Genomic DNA, 12,905 nt, shown 5'->3' with positions numbered 1-12,905 from the left:
GCTGAATTTCGATGCACACCCGGCGCCACCCTTTCATTCAGGCGCGGCATCGGCAATTCAGGCACTGATGCCGGCGAGATGGCGGAGACCGGCTATTTTCTTTTCTCGATTGATGCCGCGATGCACAAGGACGCAGCCCCCGTCGAGGCAGTGGACACGGAAGCATGCACGAAGACATTCCCGGAACCGTGAAGAACACCCGATCGAAGATCGATTCATCGCCTGCTGCGTCCATTCGAGGCGACATGCTTCGCACCACGCGATGGGAGGAACTGGGCAACAAGGATCCACGTGTACCGCCAGCCTTCGTGATCGAATTCTCCCCGGACGCACATACCTCATCGGCTTGCGAGCGATACGGCATTGCGCTTCCTTCACAGCTCCACCATGCCGTAGCCAAGCGACAGGCCGAATTCATCATGGGGCGCCTCGCCGCCCACCAGGCCATCGAACGACTGGGTATCGCCGCCTCCACCCCCGGCATCGGCGCCTCGAGAGAACCGCTGTGGCAAGCAGGCGTGACCGGAAGCATCTCGCACACCGATGACATCGCCGCCGCGATTGCTGTCCCAGCGCCGACCGTGACCGGAGTCGGTATCGATATCGAGAAGGTCCCTAACGCCGAAACGCGCGACGCCATTCGTGCGCTCGCGCTAACGCCCGACGAGCAGCGGCTAATGGAAGCCCGACGTGGACACCTAACCACCAACATGCTTCTCATCACCGGCTTTTCCGCCAAGGAGAGCTTCTTCAAAGGCGTGTTCGCTGTCGTGGGTCGCTACTTCGACTTCGACGCCGTGCGCGTTTCCGGCCTGGATGCCGATGCAGGGCGCCTCACGCTGACACTCAGGCAAACCCTTTGCCCATCTCTTGTCGAAGGGCGCTCGTTCGAAGTCGGCTTCAAGACACTGGCCAGAGATACGGTAGCCACCAGTTTCGTGTGGTGAATCATTTATACAGGCCAACATCCACGCACACATGACTGGATGGGGAAATTTCTGACTGAACTCGAAATCGAGACGCCGTTCAGAGGCTGCGCCCGGAATCGACGCCAACGTCGTTCATGTCCACCGTAGTAAATCAAACCTTTCCGACCTGATTTTTAGCCAGCGATCGAGGCTCGTACCTCTGTCCCCGTGCTGAACTTCAGTCCTTTCGCTCGCGGCCTCGACGAAGGCGATGTCCACCGCAATCCCCGCTCATCGCTGTACCCGCAGCGACATAGCAACCTGCCTGCATTCGATCCAAGCGCGATTTTTTTACGCTGCGTTTACGCCCGAGCGACGATGCGCTATCCGCGCTTTACGCCACCGCGCCTAGAGTGCCGCCTCGCCCATCACGGACAGGCATCAAGACATGGTCTCGACCTCGCTGGCCCGACGCGACGCTCACGACGTGAATCCGGTTCATCGAAAACGCTTCGCGGCGCTGGCGCTGGGCGCCGTCGGCGTGGTCTACGGCGACATTGGCACCAGCCCGCTGTACACGATCAAGGAAATCTTCGGCACCCAGGGTATCGCCACCGCGCCGCAGAACGTGCTCGGCGCACTCAGCCTGATCTTCTGGTCGCTGATCGTCGTGGTATCGGTGAAGTACCTGCTGTTCATCCTGCGCGCCGACAACAAGGGCGAAGGTGGCATCGTCGCCCTGATGGCGCTGGCGCAGCGCTGCGCGCGCAGCCGCCCGCGGCTGGTATCGGCGATCGCGATCCTGGGCTTGTTCGGCGCGGCGCTGTTCTACGGCGATGGCGTCATCACCCCGGCGATGTCCGTGCTGTCGGCGGTCGAGGGACTGGAAGTCGCCGCGCCGCGCCTGGCCCACTGGGTGGTGCCGATCACGCTGCTGGTCATCGTCACGCTGTTCGCGCTGCAGAAGCACGGCACCGAGCGCATCGGCGCGGTGTTCGGACCGATCTGCGTGCTGTGGTTCCTGTGCCTGGCCGCGCTCGGCGTGCACGGTATCGCGCAGGAGCCGGGCGTGCTGCGCGCGGTGTCGCCGACCTACGCCGTCGACTTCTTCGTGCACAACCGCGCGCAGGCGTTCTTCGCGCTGGGCGCCGTGGTGCTGGCCGTCACCGGCACCGAGGCGCTGTATGCGGACATGGGCCACTTCGGCAAACGCCCGATCCAGAGTGTATGGTTCGCGTTGGTGCTGCCGGCGCTGCTGCTGAACTACTTCGGCCAGGGCGCGCTGCTCATGCTGCACCCGGCAGCCGTCGCCAATCCGTTCTACCACCTGGTGCCACGCGCGCTGCTGTACCCGATGATCGCGCTGGCCACGGTCGCCACGGTGATCGCTTCGCAAGCGGTGATTTCCGGCGCGTTCTCGATGACGCGCGAGGCGATGCAACTGGGCTACCTGCCGCGCATGCGTGTGGTGCACACCTCGCGCAGCATGTCCGGCCAGATCTATGTGCCGTGGATCAATCGCATCCTGATGGTGCTGGTGATCGGCGCGGTGATCGGCTTCCGCTCCTCGGACAACCTCGGCGCGGCCTACGGCATCGCCGTGACCGGCACCATGGTCATCACCTCGCTGCTCGCGCTGGTCGTCGCGCGGTTCCGCTGGGGCTGGCGTTGGCCGGTCATCGTGCTGATCGGCGCGGGACTGCTCAGCGTGGATCTGGGCTTCTTCAGCGCCAACGCGATGAAGATCGCCAGCGGCGGCTGCTTCCCGCTGGCACTGGGTCTGTTCGTATTCGCATTGATGACGACCTGGCGCCGGGGCCGTGCTCTGGTCGCACGCACGATCCGCCAGGGAGGCGTGGCGCTGGAGCCGTTCCTGCAAAGCCTGGCCGAACATCCGCCGCACAGCGTGCCGGGTACGGCGATCTTCATGACCGCCGACCCCGGACAGGTACCAAATTCGATGCTGCACAATCTCAAGCACAACAAGGTCCTGCACGAACGCAACGTGCTGTTGACGGTGGAAATGCTGAACACGCCCACGGCCGACGCCGACGAGCGCATTGCCCTACGCGATCTAGGACACGGCATGTACCGGTTGCAGCTGCGCTACGGCTTCGACGAGGACCCGGACGTGCCCGCCACGCTGCTGCAGTGCGGGACCGTGGGCGCGAGCTTCGACCTGATGGACACCACCTTCTTCCTGTCACGCGAGACCGTTGTCTCCGGCCATCATGCCGGCGGCATGGCGACCTGGCGCGACCGCCTGTTCGCATTCCTGTCGCGCAACGCGATGACCGCCACAGCGTTCTTCCGCATCCCTGGCAACCGCCTGATCGAGCTGGGCGCACACGTGGAAATCTGAGTCGTGCGCCGCTCCCGCATCACGCCTGCGACAGACCGATATCCGCAGCCTCACGGATGCATTAGGCTTACGCACCAAGCATGAGCGCCCACGCTTCCGACGCCGTCACCGAACCACTTCCGTCCCGCCGGCACAGCGGTTTCGGCGCGTATGTCTACGCGACACTGGCGACGGCGCTCGCGTTCGTGCTCGCCTTCCTCGCCGACCACTATCTCAGTGTCGCCAACCTCGCGCTGATCTTCCTGACCGCCGTCCTCGCCGTCGCCGTGCGTACGCGCATGCGCGTGGCGGCCTACACGGCGGTGCTGTGCTTTCTCGGCTACAACTTCTTCTTCACACCGCCGCGTTACACCTTCACCATTGATTCCGCCGACGATGTGCTTACCGTCGGTCTGTTTCTGGTCGTAGCTTTGGTGTGCAGTCGGCTGGCGACGCAACTGGCCGACAAGGTCGCCTCCCTGCGCGCGGCGCAGGTACGCGCCGGCGCACTGCTGGAACTGGGACAGCAACTGAAAGCCGATAGCGACGAAACCTCCCTGCACAGGGTCACGGTCGAGATCGCCGCACGCACGCTGCAGACCACGACCGCCCTGCTCGTGCGCGATGGCGAACCGCCCACCTGGCGCGTGGCCGCATCCGCGCCGCAGATGCCCACGCTGTCCCCGGAAGACCTCGCCGCCGCCGACTTCTGCGACCGCCTTGCCGCACCGGCCGGACGCGGCACCCGGCGCGCCTCGCGCGCGCGCGGCTGGATGATCCCGCTGCATGCCGAAACCCGACGTCACGGCGTGCTGGCGCTGTTCGACGCCGAGAGCCGCGACCTGCCAGACAACGAGCAGCGCCACCTTGCCGAGGCATTCGTGCGCACGATCACGCAGGCGCTGGAACACGCACGACTGACCGAGGCGCTGGAAAAAGCACGCGTGGAAGGCGAGACCGAGCGCCTGCGCAACGCCCTGCTGTCGTCGGTCTCGCACGACCTGCGCTCGCCGCTCGTGTCGATGATCGGCGCCGCCGACACCTTGTCCAACTACGACCGGGACCTTCCCGAACCGGAACGCCGCCAGCTGCTTGAGGCCATCATCGAAGAAGGCAAGCGACTGGATCGCTACATTCAGAACCTGCTCGACATGGCGCGGCTCGGACATGGCGAGTTGAAGCTGCATAGAGACTGGGTCGATGCCGCCGAAATCGCCGTGGCCGCCGTCGCGCGTCTGCACCGGCTGCACCCGGAACAGACGGTCGAATCGCGACTTCCACGCGACACAGTGCTGCTGTACGTGCATCCCGCCCTGGTCGAACAGGCAGTGTTCAACATTCTGGAGAACGCGGCGCACGTCTCGCCACCGCATAAGCCCATCGACATGAATATCACGCTGCACGACGATTGGCTGCACATCGACATCATTGATCGTGGCCCTGGCATTCCCGACGCCGAACGCGAACGCATCTTCGACACCTTCTATTCGGTTGCACGCGGCGATCGCCAAGCACGCGGCACCGGGCTTGGACTGTCGATCTGTCGGGGCCTGATCGGCGCACACGGCGGTCGCGTCGAAGCTTTATCCACGCCATACGGCGGCAGCATGCTGCGCATCAGCCTGCCGCTGCCCGACCGACCGGAGATGGACGCATGAACGCCATCGCGCCGCGCATCCTCGTCATCGACGACGAGCCGCAGATCCGCCGCTTTCTGGACATCGGCCTGCGTGCCGAAGGCTATCGAGTGCTGCTGGCGGCCAGCGCCGAAGAGGGCCTGAACCTGGCTGCTACGCAGGAACCCGACGTGGTGGTCCTTGATCTCGGACTGCCCGATCGCGAGGGACACGAGGTGCTCGCGGAGCTACGGCAGTGGAGCTCGACGCCCGTGCTCATGCTCTCCGTGCGCGATGCCGAAGCCGAGAAAGTTCGCGCACTGGACCTTGGCGCCCACGACTACGTGACCAAGCCTTTCGGCATTCAGGAACTCATGGCGCGACTGCGTGTGCTGCTGCGCAACCGGGTCGAGGGGGATGGCGAGAACGCGCCCCTGTATGACGATGGCTGCCTGTGCATCGACATGCTGCGTCGCGAAGTTCACCTGGACGGACAACCCGTCGAGCTCACACGCAAGGAGTACGCGGTGCTCTTGATGCTGCTCGCGCATGCCGGCCGCGTGGTCGCTCAGCAATTGCTGCTGCGAAAGATCTGGGGTGCAACGCATGTGCACGATACGCACTATCTCCGCGTCGTGATCGGCCGCCTGCGCCAGAAGCTCGGTGACGACCCGTCCTCGCCGCGCTGGCTGAAAACCGAGCCCGGCGTCGGCTACCGCTTCATCATGGCGGAACCGGCCACCGATTAGACGCGCCCAGGGATGCGCAAAGGAGACGCCGAGCGCATTTCAAAAACGCTGACCGCTCTCTCGCACCATGCCGTGAGAGCGACATGGCGCGAGATAATAGATAGAAGTTTATACGTCCAAAATAGTGATACGTTGCACAAAAAAGGCCTCTCCCGGTTAATTTAAATTTTCATTAAAATATAGATAAATCAACCTCTTGTGATTTATGACCAAGGAAATAAAAAAGAAAAACGATCGAATCGTTTGCCACTGCGGCGCACAGCGGAGTATGTTTTTTATCGACGCAGGACGATCCCCTCGACCTGCGCCTCCAGTCCGCGCAGGCTCGCAGCCTTGCCCGTCAAGGAGGACATATGAATGGCAATCGCGCGCCACGCGGCTCCGCTCACACGGAGGATATTGCTATGAGAATCACCAAATCCCTGACGTCAATGACCGCCCTGGCCTTGTGCCTCGCCGCCGTGCCGGCGTTCGCTGCTCACGCAGCGGGAGCTTCCGTCAACATCGCGCAATCCACGCCGCAGACCACGACGGACGCCTCGTCTTCCCGCATCGTCGTGACAGTTCGCAAGGTGTATTTCTTCGATCAGCTGGATCGCAACCACAACGGCTTGCTCAGCCGCGCCGAGCTGCCGCTCGACCTGCGTGATCTGCGCCGGAACTTCCTGCGCGCCGACTTCGATCACAACGGGCAGATCTCGCCGATGGAATATGTGCTCTTCACGCGTGGCCTGGCGCCGCAGTATGCGGGCGTCTCCCATGCCTATATCTACGTGTATGGCCGTCCCCACGAATACCCGCGACGGATCAGCACGGAAGAAATGTAGCCCTCTACGCGCGGGACCTTCATCGCCCGGAAGGTTCCGCGCGCATCGCGCCGGAAGCGGCTTCAGGACGTGATGCCTTCCCTCGCAGCCGCAACACATAAACGCGCTGCGGGAGTCATCGTCCCACCATCAACGGGTATCGTTTGCGACCGCCTGGTCGCTCCATTCGCGCGCCAGCAGCGCGAAGACCAGATCATCCACCCACTCGCCGCGGAAATACAGGCTCTCCACGTGATGCGCCTCCTTGCGAAAGCCGAGCGCGTGAAGCAACGCGACACTGGCGTGATTGCGCGGATCGACCGACCCCACGATGCGCCGATAACCGAACTCGCCGAAGAGATGTCCGATCACAGCCCGCATGGCTTCGCGCGCATAGCCGCTGCCCTGGTGTGCCGGCATCAGTGAAATACCCAACTCGACGGCATCCTGCTGGCTGGGCGGAAAATGGATGCCCAGGTCGCCGACCAGCTCCCCGCTTTCACGCAGACGAATCGCCAGCTGATTCCAGCCATCGGGTTCGGCGAATCGCCGTGTCGACTGACGCGCAATGAACGCAGCGGCGTCCTCCACGGCATCCGGACGCCAGCCCTGGTACCGCGCGATGCGCGGATCGCTGCGGTACGCGAACAGATCCTGCGCATCCTCTTCGCGCAGCGCATCCAGGCGCAGACGCGCCGTGTGCATGGGGAGATGGGATTCTGCTGGCATGCGGCATCAGGGCATCAGGAACACCGCCCCATTATGCGGCACGTCACCCGGTACCGCAGCCGAACTCGTCCGCGCATCGCTCATGCGTCTCCGGACGGCTGCACCGCATGCTTGTGCGTGTACATGTCGCGATCCGCGGAGGCATACAGGCGGGAGACATCGTCCCCGTCATCGGGGTAGACGGACACTCCGATGCTGGCACTGGCCTGCAACGAGAACGACTCGACCTCGATCGGCGTCTTCAGCACGTCCTGCAGTTTCTCCGCGACCCGCGCGGCAGCGTCGCGGTTCGGCAGGTCCGTCAGAATGACGGCGAACTCGTCCCCACCCAGGCGCGCCAGCATGTCACGCTTGCGCATGCAGGCCGCGAAGCGCTGCGTGATGCCCTGCAGCAGAAGATCCCCGACTGCATGCCCATGCAGATCGTTGACCTGCTTGAAACCATTCAGATCGATGACCAGCACGGCCAGTTTCGATTTCCGCTCGCGGCTCTCGCGCACGGCCTGCAGCAGATAGCGCAGGAACAGGCGCCGGTTCGGGAGATCGGTCAGCGCATCATGCAGGGACGCATGCTCGGCCTTGTTCATCTGCTCTTCGAGCAAGGTGAAGATCAGGCCGGTCGCGACCAGGAACTTGGGCAGGTTCCAGACTTCGTGCTCCACGTGAAGATGCGGCCAGAAGATCCGAATCACCACGCTGACCGGGAACGCCAGCGACCAGGCCAGAAAGCTGAGCGTCGTGAAGCGCACGCCCACACCGGGCTGGTCGCTGGCCATGCGGAAAAACACTGCGGCCGCCAGGTAGTGCCAGAACAGCGACCAGTTCAATGCCATCCCGCCTTGGTCCAGGTACAGCAGAACGGCCTGCACGGCGTAGACCAGCACCAGAATCGCGCCACGCATGCGACGCTCGGTCCGGTCGTCGAGACGTCGCCCGCTGCAGAACACCCACAACGATGACGCCAGGCCGGCCGCGGTCAGAACGTAGTAGAGCGCTCCCTGCTCCACGCCGTAGATCAGCCCGACGTAGAACAGCGCATCCGGAATCGAGGACAGCAGCGTGAGCGGCAGATCGTGTGATCCGGCATCGCGCCGCATGTCGTTGCCGGCCCAGATGAAGGCCAGACTGGTCAACAGCAGCATGACCACAGAGATCGCGCTGGCCGACTCGGCCACGGCCGGAACGTTCTGGCTGACGAACTGAGCCGCGATATGGATCAGGATCAGCACCCAACCCACCAGCCAATAGCGCAGTCGGGTCTGCTGTGTGCGTTTGAGCAGGGACCAGAAAGCCGCAACCAGACCGCCGATCGCCAGAAAATCCGGTAGAACCGTGAAATTCATTTCAACCCACGCACCTGCAACCCGAACACGCGAGATAGGCGGGACGCCGGCCGGGTCTGCATCGGCAAGCGCGCGCATGACACGCGTGCCGACGAGTATAGGGCACGATATCGCCCCACCGCCCAGCGGCTTCCCGCGCGCGGCATCTCAACGATCCCGGATCTTCAGACCGCTCATCAGCAGCTTGAGTTTCGCTGCCATCTTCGGCTGTGGCTGGGCGCCCTCGCTGTGATAGTAGACCGGATACAGCACCTGCGGATCGGCTTCGGCCACCGGCCCGGCCACCGACGTGATCTTCATGATGTCGTCGTCGTTGCGAGCCACGCCGTCATAGGGATGCCGACGATGCTCGACCTTGTGCCAGGTGCTCTTGAAGCTGTCCTCCATGTCCGCGGTCGGCTGCGCCACCCGCGCCACGTTGATGGCGTCGCGATCATAGGGATTGGGCGCGGCCCACACATCGGCCACGTCCCACACCACCTTGCCGTGGTCTTTGAAGAAACTGAAACCGAGGGTGAGCATGCTCTCCGGATCGATCTTCTGCAGTTTCGGCGTCCACGAGAGCTGGAGCTGCTTCGAACGGTAGTCGAAGCGCTTGCCGTAGTCGAAATCGATGTGAATGTGCTTGAACGCATCCGGCAGCAGGTCGCGCTGCGTCAGGAAAGTCTTCCACTGCTTGAGCATGCCGTCGTAGGTGACGTACATGAAATCGCTCAGCGCCTCGGCATTGATCAGGTAGTCGTAGGTCTGGGAAGCCTTGGCGAACTGCATCATGCCGACATAGCCATCCGGCACCGGCAAAGTCATCAGCACTACGTTGGTATTGGCGTAGGGCATCGGCCAGATGCGGATCTGCCAGCGGCGATGCCATTTGTCCTCGTGGACAAAATCGCGCACTGGCTCGCCCATCGAAGTGATCTTCACCCGATCGTTGCCCACCCGGCGCTTCATGTAGCCGGTACGCAGGATCAGGTCCATCAGCGTCTTCGGATCGTGATACAGCTTGGTCGCCGACAAGCTGTCCGGCTTGCGCAGGTGCATCAGCAGGTTGTTGCGGAACGAGCCGACCTCGATGTAGCCGTTGTCGGACAACGTGACCTTGCGCTGCCGCTTGGCGGACAGATCCCACTGCCCGTTGTTGTCGCGCGCGACGACGCTGGGGAAGTTGCTCATGCTGGGCACTTCGTGCAGCAGCTCGTTCGATCCTTCGCCGTTGGGGAACATCTTCGCCGGGTCGTGCGCCAGCAGCTTCGCGAGCTGGTTCTTCGAGTAGGCGCGCTGCAGCTTGTCGTAGGCCTTGAAGAAGCCGCTCTGACTGAGCGGCAGCGCGAACGTGCCCTTGAAGATGTTGTGCAACGTGGTGTCGAACACATCGAACTGGTAGGACACACGCTCGTCGATGACGGCCTTGTCGTCCGGGGCATTCAGCACTTCGCCGATCGGCAGCGCGTAGTTGAGGTTCTCGTTGGCCGACTTCATCAGCACCACGCCCACCACCTTGCCGTGGGTGTCCAGCAGCGGCCCGCCGCTGTTGCCGGGCGAGGCCGCCGCCGAGAAGCGCATCCACTTCCAGCTGCCGGCCTGCTGCTCGGGCGTGTCGGAGGTGTACAGGCCGTCCCGAATGACGATACCGGTGCCCAACGCATTGCCGACCGCGTAGACCACCTTGTTGAGCTGCGGGTGGATGTTCACCGGCAGCGATGCCTCGCTCGGCGGGTTCTTCAGCGAGAACATCACGAAGTCCTTGCGCAGCGAGAACTTCAGGATCTTGTCGATGGGATAGACCTTGCCGCTGGCGTCGCGCAGCGCCAGCGGACCCCACAGGCTGTCCAGGCCAACCATGAGCACATGGCCGGCGGTAACGTAGCGGTTGTGTCCGATCGCGAACGCGGTGCCGATCGAGTAGTACTTGTCAGTGCGCTGCTGGAACGGGAGCAGCTCCATGGGCAGCTTGCGCGCGTAGGTCAGCGGATCGTGCGTGGGCTTGTGCGCGACCACCTCGAAGGTGGAGGCCTGCACGTTAGGCAGAAGTGTCGGTTCCATGCTGGCCGCATGCGCAGTCGCCTGCATCCCCAGCCCACAGAGCATCAGCAGCGCCAGCGCAGCGCCTCGCATCCTTCGCATCATCGTATCCGCCTTTGTCATTCGCATCCGTTGTGTTCCTGTTCCGGTCGCCGTGCCGTCCTTGCGGCGTGTTCTCCGAAACATGCCACAAGCCGAGCCGGGACGCACCGCCCGATTGGCTGCGCCCGACGGCCCGCGTAATTGCTACCCTGTGGGTTCTCCCGCCACCTTCCCCGACCGGACACGCCATGGGCTGCTTCCCGCTGATCCTGACCTTCGTGCTTGGCACCGGCATCGGCTACGCCATCGATGGCCGCGCCGGCGCGCTCTGGGGCGCGGGCATCGGCCTGCTCGTGGGCATTGTGTCCGGAGTGGCCTTGATGAACATGATGCGCCGTCGGCACTGAACGGCCGCGTCACCGCATCGAAGCGCCCGCCGGCTCCCCGTCATGCCGCGATACCCGAGCCGGCGCGATTCCCAGATTCAACCGGAGTACTCCACCATGCAACGTATCGAGCAACACGCCAGTTTCGACGGTTCGCAGGAAGTGTGGTCGCACGACTCGGCGACGCTCGACTGCACCATGAATTTCGGCGTCTACCTGCCGCCGCAGGCAAAACAGGGCCCCTGCCCCGTGCTGTATTGGCTGTCCGGCCTGACCTGCACAGAGCAGAACTTCATCACCAAGGCCGGCGCGCAGCAGTACGCCGCCGAGCACGGCATCGTGGTGATCGCGCCGGACACCAGCCCCCGCGGCGAGAACGTGGCCGACGACGAAGCCTACGACCTCGGCCAGGGCGCGGGCTTCTATCTGAACGCCACGCGCGAACCGTGGGCGAAGCACTACCGCATGTACGACTACGTCACCCGGGAATTGCCGGCCCTGGTCGCCGAACATTTCCCGGTAACGGACGCCCGCTCGATCTTCGGCCATTCGATGGGCGGCCACGGCGCACTGGTCATCGCGCTGAAGAATCCGGGCATGTTCCGCAGCGTGTCGGCATTCGCGCCGATCGTCGCGCCCACGCGCGTGCCATGGGGCGAGAAGGCCTTCTCGGCCTACCTCGGCGACAATCGCGAGGCCTGGAAGGCCTGGGATGCCTGCGAACTCATTGCGCAAGCCAGCGAGAAGCTGCCGCTGCGGATCGACCAGGGCGAGGCCGACCCGTTCCTGGCCGAGCAGCTGCGCCCGCAATGGCTCGAGGACGCCTGCGCCCGCGCGGGCCATCCGTGCGACGTGCGCCTGCGCCCCGGCCACGACCACAGCTACTACTTCATCGCCAGCTACATGGGCGAGCACTTCGCCCATCACGCCGCGGCGCTGAAGGGCTGACCCGCGCCTGCGCGACGAAAGCGCGCGGCCGTTCGGGTCGCGCGCTTTCCGGGAACCGGCACCCGCCGCGCGCCCGGCCGTCGGCCACGGTCGCGCAGCGGGAACCAGGGAATCAGTCGCTCGAAGCGACCTTCAGGTGGCCGGCCTCGACGGCCTTCACGCCCTTGACGCCTCGCGCGTCGCGAATGGCCAGCTGCTTCTCGGCCTCGCTGTGGACGGTGCCGGTCAGCATGACCACACCGTCGGTGGTATCGACCGAGATGTCGGTCATGTGCACGGCCTTGGCCGTGGCGAAGGCGGTCTTCACTTTGGTGGTGATCCAGGTATCGGTGACCTTCTGACCCATGCTGGTGCCGCTGCCATCGGTGTCGGCGGTCCGGTCATCGTCCTCGCCGACCTTCAGCTTGTCGGCCTGCACCGCCTTCACGCCCTTGACGGAATGCGCCGTACGGATCGCCATCTCGCGTTCGGCCTGCGACGGCACCATGCCGGTCAGCATGACCACGCCATCCTTGGTGTCCACCGAGATGTCGGGGAAACGGACGCCCTTGGTGGTGGCGAACGCGGTCTTGACCTTGGTCGTGATCCAGGTGTCCGAAGCCTTCTGGCTCATCGAATCGTGGCCGGCATGCATCGCGGCCGTCGCGCCCTCGTCAGGCGTCGGGCTGGCCAGGGCCGGACCGGTGCTGAAACCGAAAGCAGCCACGAAGCCGGCCGCGATCATCGTCGTGCGAAGCGTCTTGGTCATCATGTGCTGTCTTCTCCTTGTTGAGGATGAGTCGGCGTGCCTGCCGGATAAGCGAACGTCGTGGGGGAGGCACGTCGTTCGGCACAGGACTCAGACAAACATCGTGAAAATGAACAACACATGCACGAATGTGGACACGGCCGGTCGTTCGGCCCACAGCACCCTGCGCGATGGGTCGTGCAACCCACTGCCCATATTGAAAAATTTTTTCCGCGTTCAGCGAAGACTCGATTAGCTGAACGTGATGCGCGCACCCCGATTCCGGGA

General features: G+C 63.9%; 11 protein-coding genes. 7 read left to right on the top strand and 4 right to left on the bottom strand.

Features of this window, described 5'->3' with window-relative positions; all coding sequences use genetic code 11:
* Positions 1 to 164 precede the first annotated feature (164 nt).
* The 5 genes from HF690_RS12610 (at position 165) to HF690_RS12590 (ending at position 6,441) form a co-directional block, all read left to right on the top strand.
* Positions 165 to 947, top strand: a complete 783-nt coding sequence (locus HF690_RS12610) for a 4'-phosphopantetheinyl transferase family protein (RefSeq protein ID WP_168609696.1) — start codon at positions 165 to 167, stop codon at positions 945 to 947.
* Between the two features lie 409 nt (positions 948 to 1,356).
* Positions 1,357 to 3,270 (top strand): potassium transporter Kup, encoded by a 1,914-nt coding sequence (locus HF690_RS12605; RefSeq protein WP_168609695.1) that lies wholly within the window; start codon positions 1,357 to 1,359, stop codon positions 3,268 to 3,270.
* 80 nt (positions 3,271 to 3,350) lie between these two features.
* Positions 3,351 to 4,907, top strand: a complete 1,557-nt coding sequence (locus HF690_RS12600) for a DUF4118 domain-containing protein (protein ID WP_168609694.1) — start codon at positions 3,351 to 3,353, stop codon at positions 4,905 to 4,907.
* Positions 4,904 to 5,614, top strand: a complete 711-nt coding sequence (locus tag HF690_RS12595; protein ID WP_168609693.1) for a response regulator — start codon at positions 4,904 to 4,906, stop codon at positions 5,612 to 5,614. The genes HF690_RS12600 and HF690_RS12595 overlap by 4 nt, the downstream gene beginning before the upstream one ends.
* A 353-nt stretch (positions 5,615 to 5,967) precedes the next feature.
* Positions 5,968 to 6,441 carry an EF-hand domain-containing protein gene (locus tag HF690_RS12590; RefSeq protein ID WP_146742333.1) on the top strand — a complete coding sequence of 158 codons (474 nt, stop codon included), beginning with the start codon at positions 5,968 to 5,970 and terminating at the stop codon, positions 6,439 to 6,441.
* Between the two features lie 129 nt (positions 6,442 to 6,570).
* Here HF690_RS12590 and HF690_RS12585 read toward each other — a convergent pair whose 3' ends face one another.
* From HF690_RS12585 to HF690_RS12575, 3 genes are all read right to left on the bottom strand, one after another.
* Positions 6,571 to 7,149 (bottom strand): GNAT family N-acetyltransferase, encoded by a 579-nt coding sequence (locus HF690_RS12585; RefSeq protein ID WP_168609692.1) that lies wholly within the window; start codon positions 7,147 to 7,149, stop codon positions 6,571 to 6,573.
* 80 nt (positions 7,150 to 7,229) lie between these two features.
* Positions 7,230 to 8,492 (bottom strand): GGDEF domain-containing protein, encoded by a 1,263-nt coding sequence (locus tag HF690_RS12580; protein WP_168609691.1) that lies wholly within the window; start codon positions 8,490 to 8,492, stop codon positions 7,230 to 7,232.
* 147 nt (positions 8,493 to 8,639) lie between these two features.
* Positions 8,640 to 10,616, bottom strand: a complete 1,977-nt coding sequence (locus tag HF690_RS12575; protein ID WP_168609808.1) for a S1 family peptidase — start codon at positions 10,614 to 10,616, stop codon at positions 8,640 to 8,642.
* Between the two features lie 188 nt (positions 10,617 to 10,804).
* On the opposite strand from HF690_RS12575, the gene HF690_RS12570 reads away from it, so the two are divergent.
* Together HF690_RS12570 and fghA are read left to right on the top strand one after the other, a co-directional pair.
* Positions 10,805 to 10,963, top strand: a complete 159-nt coding sequence (locus tag HF690_RS12570) for a hypothetical protein (protein ID WP_168184728.1) — start codon at positions 10,805 to 10,807, stop codon at positions 10,961 to 10,963.
* Positions 10,964 to 11,059: 96 nt separating this feature from the next.
* Positions 11,060 to 11,890 carry an S-formylglutathione hydrolase gene (fghA, locus tag HF690_RS12565; RefSeq protein ID WP_168609690.1) on the top strand — a complete coding sequence of 277 codons (831 nt, stop codon included), beginning with the start codon at positions 11,060 to 11,062 and terminating at the stop codon, positions 11,888 to 11,890.
* Positions 11,891 to 12,002: 112 nt separating this feature from the next.
* Here fghA and HF690_RS15155 read toward each other — a convergent pair whose 3' ends face one another.
* Positions 12,003 to 12,641 carry a BON domain-containing protein gene (locus HF690_RS15155; RefSeq protein WP_240151763.1) on the bottom strand — a complete coding sequence of 213 codons (639 nt, stop codon included), beginning with the start codon at positions 12,639 to 12,641 and terminating at the stop codon, positions 12,003 to 12,005.
* Between the last annotated feature and the right edge of the window lie 264 nt (positions 12,642 to 12,905).

This window comes from Oleiagrimonas citrea (assembly GCF_012395255.1).
GTDB lineage: Bacteria > Pseudomonadota > Gammaproteobacteria > Xanthomonadales > Rhodanobacteraceae > Oleiagrimonas > Oleiagrimonas citrea.
The sequence above is the reverse complement of the archived record's forward strand: the minus strand, read 5'-3'. Positions and strand labels throughout refer to the sequence as shown.